Origin of the sequence: Thioalkalivibrio sp. ALE22, assembly GCF_000381445.1 — a bacterium.
Lineage (GTDB): Bacteria > Pseudomonadota > Gammaproteobacteria > Ectothiorhodospirales > Ectothiorhodospiraceae > Thioalkalivibrio.
Genome location: NZ_KB906517.1, coordinates 1 through 16,917 on the forward strand (window position 1 = coordinate 1; position 16,917 = coordinate 16,917).

General features: G+C 64.5%; 13 protein-coding genes and 1 tRNA gene. All 14 read right to left on the reverse strand.

The genetic code is table 11. The features are described from left to right. Positions 1-836, reverse strand: an 836-nt coding sequence (gene tuf, locus F793_RS0113145) for an elongation factor Tu (protein WP_019592773.1), incomplete at its 3' end; no start/stop codon positions are given. Positions 837-880: 44 nt separating this feature from the next. Beyond that, positions 881-2,977, reverse strand: a complete 2,097-nt coding sequence (gene fusA / locus F793_RS0113150; protein ID WP_018881647.1) for an elongation factor G — start codon at positions 2,975-2,977, stop codon at positions 881-883. A 21-nt stretch (positions 2,978-2,998) separates the two neighbouring features. Further along, complete coding sequence (rpsG, locus tag F793_RS0113155) at positions 2,999-3,466, reverse strand: 30S ribosomal protein S7 (protein WP_018175517.1); 468 nt, start codon at positions 3,464-3,466, stop codon at positions 2,999-3,001. Positions 3,467-3,492: 26 nt separating this feature from the next. Then, positions 3,493-3,870, reverse strand: coding sequence for a 30S ribosomal protein S12 (gene rpsL, locus F793_RS0113160; RefSeq protein WP_017940461.1), 378 nt, complete (start codon positions 3,868-3,870; stop codon positions 3,493-3,495). A 108-nt stretch (positions 3,871-3,978) separates the two neighbouring features. Further along, positions 3,979-8,199: a DNA-directed RNA polymerase subunit beta' gene (gene rpoC, locus F793_RS0113165; RefSeq protein ID WP_018867959.1), complete on the reverse strand. Its 4,221-nt coding sequence runs from the start codon at positions 8,197-8,199 to the stop codon at positions 3,979-3,981. Positions 8,200-8,269: 70 nt separating this feature from the next. Next, on the reverse strand, positions 8,270-12,349 hold the full coding sequence (gene rpoB, locus F793_RS0113170; protein ID WP_018882866.1) for a DNA-directed RNA polymerase subunit beta: 4,080 nt from the start codon (positions 12,347-12,349) through the stop codon (positions 8,270-8,272). 131 nt (positions 12,350-12,480) lie between these two features. After that, complete coding sequence (rplL, locus tag F793_RS0113175) at positions 12,481-12,861, reverse strand: 50S ribosomal protein L7/L12 (RefSeq protein WP_018867957.1); 381 nt, start codon at positions 12,859-12,861, stop codon at positions 12,481-12,483. Positions 12,862-12,929: 68 nt separating this feature from the next. Continuing rightward, entirely contained in the window at positions 12,930-13,451 is a 522-nt protein-coding gene (rplJ, locus tag F793_RS0113180) for a 50S ribosomal protein L10 (RefSeq protein WP_018867956.1), read from the reverse strand. Positions 13,452-13,665: 214 nt separating this feature from the next. Continuing rightward, the gene (rplA, locus tag F793_RS0113185) at positions 13,666-14,361 is read right to left on the reverse strand and encodes a 50S ribosomal protein L1 (protein WP_018867955.1); all 696 of its coding nucleotides are present in this window, start codon (positions 14,359-14,361) and stop codon (positions 13,666-13,668) included. 1 nt (position 14,362) lies between these two features. Next, entirely contained in the window at positions 14,363-14,794 is a 432-nt protein-coding gene (gene rplK / locus F793_RS0113190; RefSeq protein ID WP_018867954.1) for a 50S ribosomal protein L11, read from the reverse strand. A gap of 67 nt (positions 14,795-14,861) precedes the next feature. Continuing rightward, positions 14,862-15,395, reverse strand: a complete 534-nt coding sequence (nusG, locus tag F793_RS0113195; protein WP_017940468.1) for a transcription termination/antitermination protein NusG — start codon at positions 15,393-15,395, stop codon at positions 14,862-14,864. A gap of 18 nt (positions 15,396-15,413) precedes the next feature. After that, positions 15,414-15,779, reverse strand: coding sequence for a preprotein translocase subunit SecE (gene secE, locus F793_RS0113200; protein ID WP_017940469.1), 366 nt, complete (start codon positions 15,777-15,779; stop codon positions 15,414-15,416). Positions 15,780-15,816: 37 nt separating this feature from the next. Then, a tRNA-Trp gene (locus F793_RS0113205) sits at positions 15,817-15,892 on the reverse strand. An 86-nt stretch (positions 15,893-15,978) separates the two neighbouring features. Then, the coding region (tuf, locus tag F793_RS0113210; protein ID WP_019592820.1) for an elongation factor Tu at positions 15,979-16,917 on the reverse strand (939 nt) is incomplete at its 5' end.

Below are 16,917 nucleotides of genomic sequence, written 5' to 3' on the forward strand. Positions count from 1 at the left end.
ATACCGACGTTGTCGCCCGCCTCGCCCTGGTCCAGCAGCTTGCGGAACATCTCGACACCGGTGACGGTGGTCTTCTGGGTGTCGCGAATACCGACGATCTCGATTTCTTCGCCGACCTTCACCACGCCGCGCTCGACGCGACCGGTCACCACGGTGCCACGACCGGAGATCGAGAAGACATCTTCCACCGGCATCAGGAACGCGCCGTCCACGGCACGCTCGGGCTCCGGAATCCAGCTGTCCATCGCCTCCACCAGCTTGTAGATCGCCGGGGCGCCCACTTCGCTCTCGTCACCTTCCAGCGCCTTCAGCGCGGAACCGGTGATCACCGGGGTGTCGTCACCCGGGAAATCGTAGGAGGACAGCAGGTCGCGAACTTCCATCTCGACCAGCTCCAGCAGCTCCGGATCGTCGACCATGTCGGCCTTGTTCAGGAACACCACGATGTACGGCACACCGACCTGACGCGCCAGCAGGATGTGCTCGCGGGTCTGCGGCATCGGGCCATCGGCCGCCGACACCACCAGGATCGCGCCGTCCATCTGCGCCGCACCCGTGATCATGTTCTTCACATAGTCCGCGTGCCCGGGGCAGTCGACGTGCGCATAGTGGCGAATGTCGCTTTCGTATTCGACGTGCGCGGTCGCAATCGTGATCCCGCGCGCCTTCTCTTCCGGCGCATTGTCGATCTGGTCAAACGCACGGGCTTCGCTCCCGTACTTCTTGCCCAGCACCGCCGTCATCGCCGCCGTCAGCGTCGTTTTCCCATGGTCCACATGACCAATCGTCCCCACATTCACATGCGGCTTCTTACGCTCGAACTTTTCCTTGGACACAGCTCAAACCTCTTGCAGTTCTTTCAAATAACGCGAATTCGGTATCAGGACGCCTTGGCGGCAACCGCCTCGGCGATCTGGGCGGGGGCCTCGGCGTACTTCTCGAATTCCATCGAGTAGGTCGCGCGGCCCTGGCTCATCGAGCGCAGCTGGGTCGAGTAGCCGAACATCTCGGACAGCGGCACCTCGGCCTTCAGCAGCTTCTGGCCGGCCACGTCTTCCATGCCCTTCACCAGACCGCGGCGGCGATTGAGGTCGCCCATCACGTCGCCCATGTACTCCTCGGGCGTCTCCACCTCGACCTTCATCATCGGCTCGAGCAGCACGGCACCCGCCTTCAGGGCGCCTTCCTTGAAGGCCATCGAACCGGCCACCTTGAACGCCATCTCGTTGGAGTCGACGTCATGGTAGGAGCCGTCGAACAGGGTGACCTTGACGTCCTCGACCGGATACCCGGCGAGCACACCGTTGGCCATCTGCTCCTCGATGCCCTTGGAGACGGCCGGGATGTAGTCCTTCGGCACCACACCACCCACGATGGCGTTCTCGAACTTGTAGCCTTCGCCGGGCTCCAGCGGCTCGATGCGGATCCAGACGTGACCGTACTGGCCGCGACCACCGGACTGGCGCACGAACTTGCCTTCCTGTTCGACCGTCTTGCGGATGGTCTCGCGGTAGGCCACCTGGGGCTGACCCACGTTCGCCTCGACCTTGAATTCCCGCTTCATGCGGTCGACCAGCACCTCCAGGTGCAGCTCGCCCATGCCGGAGATGATGGTCTGCCCGGATTCCTCGTCGGTCCGCACGCGGAACGACGGATCTTCCTGCGCCAGCTTGTTCAGCGCGATACCCATCTTTTCCTGGTCGGTCTTGGTTTTCGGCTCGACCGCGATGGAGATCACCGGATCCGGGAACTCCATACGCTCCAGTTCGACCGGGTCGTTCGGGTCGCACAGCGTGGTCCCGGTGTACAGGTCCTTCAGACCGACCACGGCGCCGATGTCACCCGCGCGCAGCTCCTTGATCTCCTCGCGGGAGTTCGAGTGCATCTGCAGGATGCGGCCGATGCGCTCGCGGCGGTTGTTCTGCGTGTTCAGGACCGAGTCGCCGGCCGACAGCACGCCCGAATAGACGCGCACGAAGGTCAGCGAGCCCACGTAGGGGTCGGTCATGATCTTGAACGCCAGCGCGGCGAACGGCTCGTCATCGGAGGCGTGCTTCTCGACCGGCTCCTCGGTGCCCGCCTTGACGCCCTTGATCGCCTTGACCTCTTCCGGCGATGGCAGGTACTCGACGACCGCGTCGAGCATCGCCTGCACACCCTTGTTCTTGAACGCGGAGCCGCACAGCATCGGCACGATCTCGAGCTCGATGGTGCGATGGCGCAGCGCGGACTTGATCTCTTCCTCGCTGAGCGTGCCCTCGTTGAGGTACTTGTCCATCAGCTCTTCGTTGGCCTCGGCGGCCGCCTCGAGCATGTTCTCGCGCCACTTCTCGGCCTCGGCCTTGAGCTCCTCCGGGATATCCTTGTATTCGAAGGAGATGCCGAAGTTGTCCTCGTCCCAGTAGATGGCCTGCATCTTCACCAGGTCGATCACGCCCTTGAACTGGTCCTCCGCGCCGATCGGCAGCTGGATCGGGACCGGGTTCGCCTGCAGGCGTTCCTTCATCTGTTCATAGACGCGCAGGAAGTCGGCGCCGGCGCGGTCCATCTTGTTCACGAACGCCATACGCGGCACGGCGTACTTGGTCGCCTGGCGCCACACGGTCTCGGACTGCGGCTGCACGCCACCGACCGCGCAGTACACCATGACCGCGCCGTCGAGCACACGCATGGAGCGCTCGACTTCGATGGTGAAGTCCACGTGCCCGGGGGTATCGATGATATTCACCCGGTGCTCGTCGAACTGCTTGGCCATGCCGGACCAGAAGCTGGTGGTCGCCGCGGAGGTGATGGTGATCCCGCGCTCCTGCTCCTGCTCCATCCAGTCCATCACGGCTGCACCGTCATGCACCTCGCCGATCTTGTGCGACAGACCGGTGTAGAACAGGATGCGTTCGGTCGTCGTCGTCTTGCCGGCGTCGATGTGCGCGCTGATCCCGATGTTCCGGTAGCGCTTAAGTGGGGTCTTGCGTGCCACGGTGAGCCTCTCTAAACAGATTTACCAGCGGAAATGGGCGAACGCCTTGTTCGCTTCCGCCATGCGGTGAGTGTCTTCGCGCTTCTTCACGGCCGAGCCCTTGCTGTCGGCGGCGTCCATCAGTTCGCCAGCCAGCTTCAGGGCCATGGTCCGTTCGCCACGCTTGCGGGCGGCCTCGACCACCCAGCGCATCGCCAGCGCGTCCTGACGCACCGAGCGGACTTCCACCGGAACCTGATAGGTCGCGCCACCGACGCGGCGCGACTTGACCTCGACGCGCGGACGGATGTTGTCCAGGGCACGCTCCAGCGCGCCCATCCCGTCGCCCTGCTTGGACTCGATCTGGTCCAGGGCGCCGTACACGACCTGCTCGGCGACGGATTTCTTGCCGTCACGCATGACCGTGTTGATGAACTTGGCCAGGCGCTCGCTTCCGAACTTCGGGTCGGGGAGGATGTGACGCTTGGGGGCAGCTGCTCTTCTAGACATGTTTCAGTTCCCGGACTGGATCTCGGTTAGGATTTCTTGGGACGCTTGGTGCCGTACTTGGACCGGCCCTGGGCACGCTTCTGCACGCCCTGGGTATCCAGGCTGCCGCGCACCGTGTGGTAGCGCACACCCGGGAGGTCCTTCACGCGGCCGCCACGGATCAGGACCACCGAGTGCTCCTGCAGGTTGTGGCCTTCCCCGCCGATGTAGCTACTGACTTCGTAGCCATTGGTCAGCCGCACGCGCGCAACCTTGCGCAGCGCCGAGTTCGGCTTTTTCGGGGTGGTCGTGTAGACACGGGTGCAGACCCCGCGCTTCTGCGGGGAACCCTGCAGCGCCGGCACATCGCTCTTTTCGACGGGGCGCTTGCGGGGCTTGCGTACCAACTGGTTGATCGTGGCCATGAAACCCTTTCTCCTAGCCTAAAAATAACGACAGGCCGGCGCCGAGACCGGCCTGTCGAGGGAGCGGAATTCTAATCGCCGCCCCCGTGAGTGTCAAGATGGGACGGGTCACTCGGACCCGTCTTCCGCGGTACCCGGATCGGTGGTGGCGGGCTCGGACTCGGCGGTGGCCGCCTGGGTCTCCTCGACCGCCTCGAACTCGGGCATTTCCAGCGCGCGCTTGCGACGGCGCTCCTTGTGGTAGGCGAGGCCCGTCCCGGCGGGGATCAGGCGCCCGACAATCACGTTCTCCTTCAGACCGCGCAGGTCGTCGCGGGCGCCCCGGGTGGACGCCTCGGTCAGTACGCGGGTGGTCTCCTGGAAGGAGGCCGCGGAGATGAACGACTCGGTGACCAGCGAGGCCTTGGTGATCCCGAGCAGCACGCGCTCGTAGGTCGCCGGCTGCTGATCCGCACCCAGTTGTTCGTTCTCCTCGAGGACACGCACGCGATCGACCTGGTCCCCGGCGAGGAACTTGGTATCGCCGGCGTCCACGATGTTCACCTTGCGCATCATCTGGCGGACGATCACCTCGATGTGCTTGTCGTTGATCTTCACGCCCTGCAGGCGGTAGACGTCCTGGATCTCCTGCACCTGGTACTCGGCCAGGGTGGTGACACCGCGCAGGCGCAGGATGTCGTGCGGATCCAGCTCGCCATCGACTACGACCTCGCCACGCTCCACGCGCTCGCCCTCGAAGACGTTCACGGTCCGCAGCTTCGGGATCAGCATCTCGACCGGGTCGCCCTTGTCCGGGGTGATCACCAGGCGCTGCTTGCCCTTGGTCTCCTTGCCGAACGACACGGTACCCGAGATCTCCGCCAGCACCGCCGGCTCCTTCGGACGGCGTGCCTCGAACAGGTCGGCCACGCGGGGCAGACCCCCGGTGATGTCACGGGTCTTGGAGGACTCCTGCGGCAGGCGCGCGATGACGTCACCGACCTCGACCCGGGCGTTGTCCTCCAGGTTGAAGATCGCGTTGGCCGGCAGCATGTACTGCGCGGGCATGTCGGTGCCCGGGATGTACACCTCGTTGCCGTCGTCGTCCAGCAGCTTGACCGTCGGGCGCAGGTCCTTTCCGGCCGACGAGCGGCTCTTCGGATCCAGCACCACGTTGGACGACAGCCCGGTGAACTCGTCGGTCTCCTTGGTGACGGTGACGTTCTCGACGAAATCCGCCAGACGGATGTTACCGGCCACCTCAGTGACAATCGGATGGGTATGCGGATCCCAGGTCGCGACCTCCTGGCCGGCCTCGACGGTGTCGCCATCATGGACCGTGATGGTCGCGCCGTACGGGATCTTGTAACGCTCGCGCTCACGGCCCTGATCGTCGATCACGCCCAGCTCGCCGGAACGCGATACCGCGACCAGGTTACCGGCCTTGTTGGTGACCGTCTTCAGGTTGTGCAGACGCGCGGCCCCGGAGTTCTTCACCTGGATCGCGCTGACCGTCACCGCGCGGCTCGCGGCCCCGCCGATGTGGAAGGTACGCATGGTCAGCTGGGTACCCGGCTCGCCGATCGACTGCGCGGCGATGACGCCCACGGCCTCCCCGGCGTTGACCTCGTGGCCACGGGCCAGATCACGCCCGTAGCACTTGGCGCAGATGCCCTGGCGGGTCTCGCAGGTGATCGCCGAACGCACCAGCACCTCGTCCACCGACGCGCCGTCCAGGGTGTCCACCATGGCCTCGTCCAGCAGGGTGCCCGCGGGCACCAGCACCTCGTCAGTGCCCGGGCGGAGTACGTCCACCGCGGTGGTACGCCCCAGCACGCGATCGCGCAGCGGCTCCACGACGTCGCCACCCTCGATGATCGGCTTCATCAACAGGCCCTGCTCGGTGCCGCAGTCCGGCTCGGTCACCACAACGTCCTGGGAGACATCCACCAGGCGACGGGTCAGGTAACCCGAGTTCGCGGTCTTCAGCGCGGTATCGGCCAGGCCCTTGCGCGCCCCGTGGGTCGAGATGAAGTACTGCAGGACGTTCAGACCCTCGCGGAAGTTCGCGGTGATCGGCGTCTCGATGATGGAGCCGTCCGGCTTGGCCATCAGGCCGCGCATGCCGGCCAGCTGCCGGATCTGCGCGGCGGAACCACGCGCGCCGGAATCGGCCATCATGAAGATCGAGTTGAACGAGTTCTGCTCGACCGTTTCGCCGTCCTTGTTGGTGACCTGCTCCTTGCCGAGGCGCTCCATCATGGCCTTGGCGACCTGGTCATTGCAGTGCGACCAGATGTCCACGACCTTGTTGTAGCGCTCGCCCTTGGTGACGAGACCCGAGGCGTACTGATCCTCGATCTCCTTCACCTGGTCCTCGGCGCCCTGCAGGATCGGGTGCTTCTCGTCCGGGATCACCATGTCGTCGGCGCAGAAGGACACGCCGGCACGGGTGGAGTAGTAGAAGCCCGCGTACATCAGCTGGTCCGCGAACACGACCGTGTCCTTCAGGCCCAGGCGGCGGTAGCAGGAGTTGATCAGCCCGGAGATCGCCTTCTTGTTCAGCTCGCGATCAATCAGCTCGAACGGCAGACCCTTGGGCATGATGCGCGACAGGATCGCGCGACCGACCGTGGTCTCCACGCGCATGGACGGGAGCGCTTCGCCCTCGGCGACGTCGGCCATGGTGTCCGCGATGCGCACGGTGATGCGCGCATGCAGGTCCACCTGCTTGTGCTCGTAGGCGCGGTGCACCTCGTCCACGTCGGAGAAGGTCATCCCTTCGCCCTTGGCGTTGACCTTCTCGCGCGACAGGTAGTACAGACCCAGCACGATATCCTGCGACGGCACGATGATCGGCTCGCCGTTGGCCGGCGACAGCACGTTGTTGGAGGACAGCATCAGCGTGCGCGCCTCCAGCTGGGCCTCCAGCGACAGCGGCACGTGCACGGCCATCTGGTCACCGTCGAAGTCGGCGTTGAACGCGGCACAGACCAGCGGATGCAGCTGGATCGCCTTGCCCTCGATCAGCACCGGTTCGAAGGCCTGGATGCCCAGGCGGTGCAGGGTCGGGGCACGGTTCAGCATCACCGGGTGCTCGCGGATCACCTCTTCGAGGATGTCCCAGACCTCGGGGCCTTCCTTCTCCACGGCCTTCTTGGCGGCCTTGATGGTCGTGGCCAGGCCACGGCGCTGCAGCTTGCCGAAGATGAACGGCTTGAACAGTTCCAGCGCCATGCGCTTGGGCAGGCCGCACTGGTGCAGGCGCAGAGTCGGACCGACCACGATCACGGAACGACCGGAGTAGTCGACGCGCTTGCCCAGCAGGTTCTGGCGGAAGCGGCCCTGCTTGCCCTTGATCATGTCGGCCAGGGATTTCAGCGGGCGCTTGTTGGTGCCGGTGATCGCACGACCGCGACGCCCGTTGTCCAGCAGCGCATCCACGGACTCCTGCAGCATGCGCTTTTCGTTGCGTACGATGATGTCCGGGGCGTTCAGCTCCAGCAGGCGGCGCAGCCGGTTGTTCCGGTTGATCACCCGGCGGTACAGGTCGTTCAGGTCGGAGGTCGCGAAGCGGCCACCGTCCAGCGGCACCAGCGGGCGCAAGTCCGGCGGCAGCACCGGCAGGACCTTCATGATCATCCACTCCGGCTTGTTGCCGGACTCGAGGAAGGACTCGACCAGCTTGAGCCGCTTGCCCAGACGCTTGATCTTGGTCTCGGAGCCGGTCTCGGCCAGCTCCTGGCGCAGCTTGGCAGCCTCGGCCGGCAGATCCATCTCCTTCAGCAGGCTCAGCACGGCCTCGGCGCCCATCAGCGCGGTGAAGTCGTCGCCGTGCTCTTCCATGGCTTCGAGGTATTCCTCGTCGGTCAGGAGCTGGCGCTTCTCGAGCGTGGTGAAGCCCGGATCGGTCACGATGAAGGACTCGAAGTAGAGCACCTTCTCGATGTCCTTCAGGGTCATGTCCAGCAGCAGGCCGATGCGGGACGGCAGGCTCTTCAGGTACCAGATGTGCGCAACCGGCGAGGCCAGGTCGATATGCCCCATGCGCTCGCGGCGCACCTTGGTCTGGGTGACCTCGACGCCGCACTTCTCGCAGACCACGCCGCGATGCTTCAGGCGCTTGTACTTGCCGCACAGGCACTCGTAGTCCTTCACCGGCCCGAAGATCTTCGCGCAGAACAGGCCGTCACGCTCCGGCTTGAAGGTCCGGTAGTTGATGGTCTCCGGCTTCTTCACCTCGCCAAAGGACCAGGAACGGATCTGGTCCGAGGACGCCAGGCCGATGCGGATCGCATCGAACTCTTCCGGCTGGGTCTGCTGCTTGAACAGATTCAGGAGGTCTTTCATTCGCTTGCCTCACAAACTTGGTTTCGAGGGGCGCGCACGCCCCGTCGGATCACAATCGGATCGGAGAAGATCAGTCCTGCTCGAGCTCGATATTGATGCCGAGCGCCTTGATCTCCTTCATGAGCACGTTGAACGACTCGGGGACGTTGGCCTCCATGTGGTGCTCACCGTCAACGATGTTCTTGTACATCTTGTTACGGCCCTGCACGTCGTCCGCCTTCACCGTCAGCATCTCCTGCAGGGTGTAGGCGGCGCCGTAGGCCTCCAGTGCCCAGACCTCCATTTCGCCGAAGCGCTGACCGCCGAACTGCGCCTTGCCGCCCAGCGGCTGCTGGGTGACCAGCGAGTACGGGCCGGTGGAACGCGCATGCATCTTGTCGTCCACCAGGTGGTTCAGCTTCAGCATGTGCATGTAGCCCACGGTAACCGGGCGATCGAATTCGTCGCCGGTGCGGCCATCGTAGAGCTGGGCCTGCCCGGTCTCGGGCAGGTCCGCCAGGCGCAACATCTCCTTGATCTCGGCCTCTTCGGCACCGTCGAATACCGGCGTCGCCATCGGCACGCCACCGCGCAGGTTCCGGCAGAGGGTGATGATCTCGGCATCCGACATGGAGTCGAGGTCCACCTTCTTCTCGCGGTGGTTGTAGATCTTGTCGAGGAACTCGCGCAGCTTCGCGATCTCGGCCTGCGCCTCCAGCATGCGATTGATCTTGTCGCCCAGGCCCTTGGCGGCCCACCCGAGGTGAACCTCCAGCACCTGCCCGACGTTCATGCGCGAGGGCACGCCCAGCGGGTTCAGCACCACGTCGACCGGGGTCCCGTCCTCGAGGAACGGCATGTCCTCTTCCGGCACGATCATCGAGATCACGCCCTTGTTGCCGTGGCGACCGGCCATCTTGTCGCCCGGCTGCAGGCGACGCTTCACGGCCACGTACACCTTGACCATCTTCTGCACGCCCGGCGGCAGGTCGTCGCCCGCGGCCAGCTTGGCCTTCTGGTGCTCGAACTTCTTCTCGAACGCCTCGTGCTGGTCCTGGATCTGACGACCAAGGTCCTCCAGCTGGGAGTTGACCGCGTCGTCCTTCAGCCGCACCTCGAACCACTTGTCGCGGGACAGACCCTGCAGGTACTTCTTGGTGACCTTGGAGCCGTCACCGAGGCCGTCCGGCCCGCCGGCGGCGGTCTTGTTGACCAGCAGCTTCTCCACGCGAGCGTAGATATCGTCCTCGTAGATGCGCAGCTGGTCCTTCAGGTCCTTCTGCACGGCGGCCAGATCGTCGGCCTCGATCGACTTGGCGCGGGCGTCCTTCTCCACACCGTCGCGGGTGAACACGCGCACGTCGATCACCGTGCCCTCGATGCCGGACGGGACGCGCAGGGAGGTGTCCTTCACGTCGGAGGCCTTCTCGCCGAAGATCGCCCTCAGGAGTTTCTCTTCCGGCGTCAGCTGGGTCTCGCCCTTCGGCGTCACCTTGCCCACCAGGATATCGCCCGGATTCACCTCGGCGCCGACATACACGACGCCGGACTCGTCCAGCTTGTTCAGCAGGGACTCGGAGACGTTCGGGATATCCGCGGTGATCTCTTCCTGGCCCAGCTTGGTGTCGCGGGCGACACAGTTGAGCTCCTCGATATGGATGGTGGTGTAGCGGTCCTCCTGCACCACCCGCTCCGAGATCAGGATCGAGTCCTCGAAGTTGTAGCCGTTCCACGGCATGAACGCGACCATCATGTTCTGGCCCAGCGCCAGCTCACCCATGTCGGTGGAGGAGCCGTCCGCGATCGCGTCGCCGCGGGCGATCTCGTCGCCCACCGCGACCAGCGGCCGCTGGTTGATGGAGGTGTTCTGGTTGGAACGCGAGTACTTGGTCAGGTTGTAGATGTCCACGCCCGGCTCGCCGGCCACGGTCTCGTCGTCGTTGACCCGGACCACCACGCGACCGGCATCGACCGAGTCCACAGTCCCGCCGCGCTTGGCGACGATCGCGGAGCCGGAGTCGATGGCGACGGCGCGCTCGATGCCGGTGCCCACCAGCGGCTTGTCGGCACGCAGGCACGGCACGGCCTGACGCTGCATGTTCGCACCCATCAGGGCGCGGTTCGCGTCATCGTGCTCCAGGAACGGCAGCAGCGCGGCCGCCACCGACACGATCTGCTTCGGCGAGATATCCATGTACTGGATCTTGTCCGGAGTCGAGATCGTGAACTCTTCCTGGTGGCGGCAGGAGACGAGGTCGTCGCTCAGACGGCCTTCGTCGTCCATGGCCGCGTTCGCCTGGGCGATCACGTACTGGCTCTCCTCGATCGCGGAGAGGTAAACGATCTCCTCGGTGACCTTGCCGTCCTCGACCTTGCGGTACGGCGTCTCCAGGAAGCCGTAACGGTTGGTGCGGGCGTACACCGCCAGCGAATTGATCAGGCCGATGTTCGGGCCTTCCGGGGTCTCGATCGGGCAGACGCGACCGTAGTGCGTCGGATGCACGTCGCGCACCTCGAAGCCGGCACGCTCGCGGGTCAGGCCGCCCGGGCCCAGCGCGGAGATGCGGCGCTTGTGGGTGACCTCGGACAGCGGGTTGTTCTGGTCCATGAACTGCGACAGCTGGCTGGACCCGAAGAACTCCTTGACCGCGGCCGCCACCGGCTTGGCGTTGATCAGCTCCTGCGGCATCAGGCCCTCGCTCTCGGCGACGGTCAGACGCTCCTTGACCGCGCGCTCAACCCGCACCAGGCCCAGACGGAACTGGTTCTCGGCCATCTCGCCCACGCTGCGGATACGGCGGTTGCCCAGGTGGTCGATGTCGTCGGTGCGGCCGTTGCCGTTGCGCAGGTCGATCAGGACCTTCAGCACATCCAGGATGTCCTCCGGCGACAGCACGCCCTCGCCCTCGTCGGTCTCGCGACCCACGCGACGGTTGAACTTCATGCGGCCCACGGCGGAGAGGTCGTAGCGATCCTCGGAGAAGAACAGGTTGGAGAACAGGTTCTCCGCGGCGTCCTTGGTCGGCGGCTCGCCCGGGCGCATCACGCGGTAGATCTCGACCTGCGCCTCCAGCTGCGTCTTGGTCGGGTCCAGACGCAGGGTGTCCGACATGTACGGACCATGGTCGTAGTCGTTGGTGTAGATCGTCTGCAGGGTCTTCACACCCTCGGCGCGCAGCTTGTCCAGCAGTTCCTGGGTCAGGGCGTCGTTGGCGCCGGCGATCAGTTCGCCGGTGGACTCGTCCACCACGCCCTTGGCCAGCACACGACCCAGCAGGTATTCGTCCGGCACCCGCAGGGTGCTGATGCCGGCCTTCTCGATCTCCCGGATGTGACGGGGGGTGATGCGGCGACCCGCCTCGACGATGACCTTGTCACCGTCGGTGATATCCACCACGGCGGTCTCGCCGCGCATGCGCTCGGGGATCAGGTCCAGCTCGCCACCATCCTCGTCGAGGGTGAGCTGGTTGAATTCGAAAAAGGTGGCCAGGATCTCTTCGGTATCCATGCCCAGTGCGCGCAGCAGGATCGACGCCGGCAGCTTGCGGCGACGGTCGATGCGCACGTATACCCCGTCCTTGGCGTCGAACTCGAAGTCCAGCCAGGAACCGCGGTACGGAATGATGCGGGCGTTATAGAGCAGCTTCTGCGCGCTGCCCTGCGTCTTGCCCTTGTCGCTGTCGAAGAACACACCGGGGGAGCGGTGCAGCTGCGACACGATCACGCGTTCGGTGCCATTGATGACGAAGGTGCCGTTCTCCGTCATGAGCGGCATCTCGCCCATGTAGACCTCCTGCTCCTTGACCTCCTTGACCACGGTGGAGCCCGCCGGGGCTTCCTTGTCGTGGATCACGAGGCGCAGCAGCACACGCAGCGGGGCCGCATAGGTCACGCCACGGATCTGGCATTCCTTCACGTCGAACATCGGCTCGCCCAGGCGGTAGCTCACGTACTCGAGCTGGACATGACCGGAATAGCTGACGATGGGGAATACCGACTGAAACGCCGCGTGCAGGCCCAGGGGATCACGCCCGTCCGGCGCTTGGTCCGCCTGCAGGAAATCCCGATAGGACGTCAACTGGGTCTCGAGCAGGTACGGGACGTCGAGGATCTGGGGACGCTTCCCGAAGTCCTTGCGGATACGTTTCTTTTCGGTATAACTGAGGGCCATGGCTTACCTCGGAGGCTAGCTGAACAACGCGGAACAAAACCCGCGCCACCACGGGCTGAGGCTGACGACCAAACGGCCGCCAGCCTCAGGGCTTCGTGATGTACACGAAAACAACAGGCGCAAGCGCCTTCTTACTTCAGTTCGACGGTGGCGCCCGCTTCTTCCAGTTCCGTCTTCATCTTCTCGGCCTCTTCCTTCGGCGCGCCTTCCTTCACGGTCGCCGGCACGCCTTCGACCATTTCCTTGGCTTCCTTCAGACCCAGCCCGGTCAGGCCGCGCACGACCTTGATCACGCCGACCTTGTTGTCGCCGAAGCTGGACATCACGACGTCGAACTCGTCCTTGGCTTCGGCGGCGGCGGCTTCACCACCACCGGCAGCGGCCGGGGCGGCCGCGACGGCGGCAGCGGCGGACACGCCGAACTTCTCTTCCATCTCGCTGATCAGGTCCACGATCTCGAGGACCGTCATGTTGCCGATGGCTTCCAGGATATCTTCTTTCGAAACGGCCATTTCTAACTCTCCTAACGGGTCGTACCCGAATTCATTCAGTACTTGCTGCAGAAAAAGGCGGTAAGGGTTCAGGCTGCCTGTTTCTGGTCACGGATTGCTGCAACGGTACGCACCAGCTTGCCGGGGACTTCGTTCACCGTACGGGCGAACTTGTCGAGCGGCGCCTTCATGGTGGCGAGAAGCTGCGCAAGCGCCTCTTCACGCGTCGGCAGGCTCGCGAGGCGATCGAGATCGTTCGCCCCCATTAGCTGCCCACCAAAGGACACCAGCCGGACCTTCAGCTGATCGTTCTCCTTGGCGAAGTCCTTCACCAGGCGCGCGGCGGAGCTGGGCTCCTCTTCACTGAAGGCCAGGATCAGCGGGCCATGCAGCTCGGGCTGCATGCACTCGAAATCCGTACCCTCAATGGCACGCTTGGCGAGGTTGTTCTTCACCACTCGCAGATAGACACCGGAGGACCGTGCCTGCCGACGCAGGTCGGTCATCTGCGCTACCGAGAGACCCCGATATTCCGCGGCGACCGCGGAATGTGCCGAGGCAGCAACCGTAGCCAGTTCCGAGACAATCACCTTCTTGTCATCGAGATTCAAAGCCACGTTGACTCTCCTCTAGTAAGACCACCCGGAGGCGGTCGTGAAACCGGGCGAACCCGGTACTGCGGTGCTCCCGTCGCAGGTACTTCCTGAATCGGGTGACACCATCTGCGCAGGCTGAGGTATTAAGCCGGGCCCGAAGGCCCCGCGCCTGCGGTCTTGGATGGCGTGCCGCTTGCGCGACAGCCGACCAAAAACCGAATGTTGTTGCTCAGAGGCTCAGCGAGCCCTGATCGACCTTGACGCCCGGACCCATGGTGGTCGACACCACCACGCCCTTGACGTACTGACCCTTGGAGGTCGCCGGCTTCATCTTGACCAGATCGGCCAGCAGGGCGTTCAGGTTCTCGGCAAGCGCACTGGATTCGAAATCCGCCGCGCCGATCGTGCAGTGCACGATGCCGCCCTTGTCGGTGCGATAGCGCACCTGCCCGCCCTTGGCGTTGGTCACCGCGGTGGCCACATCGGGGGTCACGGTGCCGACCTTCGGGTTCGGCATCAGGCCGCGCGGCCCGAGGATCTGGCCCAGCTGACCGACCACGCGCATCGCGTCCGGGGAGGCGATCACCACGTCGAAGTCCATCTGACCGGCCTTCACCTGTTCGGCGAGGTCGTCCATACCGACCACGTCCGCGCCGGCTTCCTTCGCCGCATCGGCGTTGGCACCCTGGGTGAACACGGCCACGCGAACGGTCTTGCCGTTGCCGTGCGGCAGCACGGTGGAACCACGCACCACCTGATCGGACTTGCGCGGATCAACGCCCAGGTTCACGGCGACATCGACCGACTCGCGGAACTTGGCCTTGGGCAGGTCCCGCAGGAGATCAAAGGCCTCGGTCACCGGATACAGACGAGTCGGTTCGACCTTCTCGCGGATGGCCTGCATACGCTTGGAAAGCTTTGCCATGTCAGAGACCCTCCACTTCGAGGCCCATACTGCGGGCACTACCGGCAATGGTACGGACCGCGGCATCCAGATCCGCCGCCGTCAGGTCGGGTTCCTTGGTCTTCGCGATCTCTTCCAGCTGGGCACGGGTGACCGTACCCACCTTGTTGGTATTCGGCTGACCGGACCCGGACTGGATGCCCGCGGCCTTCTTCAGCAGGATCGCCGCCGGCGGCGTCTTGGTGATGAACGTGAAGCTGCGATCGGCGTACACGGTGATGACCACCGGGATCGGCAGACCGGGCTCCATTTCCTGGGTCTGCGCGTTGAACGCCTTGCAGAACTCCATGATGTTCACACCGCGCTGACCCAGCGCGGGGCCCACGGGCGGGCTCGGGTTGGCCTTGCCGGCCGGGACCTGAAGCTTGATATACGCTTCGATTTTCTTTGCCATGAGAACTCCCTCGGGTGCGAACGCCTCGCGGCTCCCCGATCAGCAGGTAACGACGCTTGCGCGTCGGTCAGGTTTTCTCGACTTGGTGGAACTCCAGTTCCACGGGCGTCGAGCGGCCGAAAATCTGGACGGCCACCAGCAGGCGGCTCTTGTCGTAGTTGACCTCTTCGACCACGCCGTTGAAGTCGTTGAACGGCCCATCGATCACGCGAACCATCTCGCCCACCTCGAACAGGACCTTCGGGCGCGGCTTCTCGGCGCCTTCCTGCATGCGCTGCAGGATGGCGTCGGCTTCCTTGTCGCTAATCGGGGCCGGGCGATCGGCCGTCCCGCCGATAAAGCCGAGCACGCGCGGCACGGCCTTCACCAGGTGCCAGGCCTCGTCGTTCAGGTCCATCTGCACCAGCACGTAGCCGGGGAAGAACTTGCGTTCGCTCTTGCGCTTCTGGCCGTCCTTCATCTCGACGACCTCCTCGGTGGGGACGAGGATCTCGCCAAAGTGATCCTGCATGCCGAAGCGCTCGATGCGCTCCTCCAGGGACCGCTTCACCTGCGCCTCGAAACCCGAGAATGCCTGTACGACGTACCAGCGTAGTGCCATGGTCGAGAATCCTGATGCTTATCCGATGAACCGACTGATGCCCCAGCCCAGGAACATGTCCAGGAGCCAGAGGAAGATCCCCACCAGGATCACGACAGCAATGACGATCAGCGTGGTCTGGGTCGTCTCGACGCGGGTGGGCCACACCATCTTGCGCACCTCGGTGCGCGCGTTGCCCATGAAGCCGGCGAGCTGGCTGCCCTTGGCGGTCGTCATCCCGATGCCGATGGCGACCCCCACAACGGCGAGCAGCCCGAGGACGCGAATCAGAGTGGATTCGTCCTGGAACCAATAGAAGCCCATGACGCCGGCAATCAGCAGCGCCACGGCCACCGCGAGCTTGACGGTATCAAGCACGCCGGTCTGTTCCGATTGTTCACTCATGAATACGTATCACCCGGTGCTGCCGCCATCCGGAAGATGGCAGGCCAGGAGGGACTCGAACCCCCAACCTGCGGTTTTGGAGACCGCTGCTCTGCCAATTGAGCTACTGGCCTATAAATCGAATCGACAAGAAACAAACGCGAGAGACGACGCACCCGGCGCCGCCTCTCGCGGTCGATCTGTCAACTTGTCTACTGTATCACTCGATGATCTTGGAGACGACGCCGGCGCCGACGGTGCGGCCACCTTCGCGGATCGCAAAGCGCAGCCCGTCTTCCATCGCGATCGGGTTGATCAGGGACACCGTCATCTTGACGTTGTCGCCCGGCATCACCATCTCGGTGCCTTCCGGCAGTTCCACCGAACCCGTCACGTCGGTCGTACGGAAGTAGAACTGCGGGCGGTACCCATTGAAGAACGGCGTATGACGACCGCCCTCGTCCTTGCCCAGGATGTACACCTCGGCCTCGAAATGCGTGTGCGGGGTGATCGAACCCGGCTTGCACAGCACCTGACCACGCTGCACGTCGTCACGCTTGGTGCCACGCAGCAGGATACCGACGTTGTCGCCCGCCTCGCCCTGGTCCAGCAGCTTGCGGAACATCTCGACACCGGTGACGGTGGTCTTCTGGGTGTCGCGAATACCGACGATCTCGATTTCTTCGCCGACCTTCACCACGCCGCGCTCGACGCGACCGGTCACCACGGTGCCACGACCGGAGATCGAGAAGACGTCTTCCACCGGCATCAGGAACGCGCCGTCCACGGCACGCTCGGGCTCCGGAATCCAGCTGTCCATCGCCTCCACCAGCTTGTAGATCGCCGGGGCGCCCACTTCGCTCTCGTCACCTTCCAGCGCCTTCAGCGCGGAGCCGGTGATCACCGGGGTGTCGTCACCCGGGAAATCGTAGGAGGACAGCAGGTCGCGAACTTCCATCTCGACCAGCTCCAGCAGCTCCGGATCGTCGACCATGTCGGCCTTGTTCAGGAACACCACGATGTACGGCACACCGACCTGACGCGCCAGCAGGATGTGCTCGCGGGTCTGCGGCATCGGGCCATCGGCCGCCGACACCACCAGGATCGCGCCGTCCATCTGCGCCGCACCCGTGATCATGTTCTTCACATAGTCCGCGTG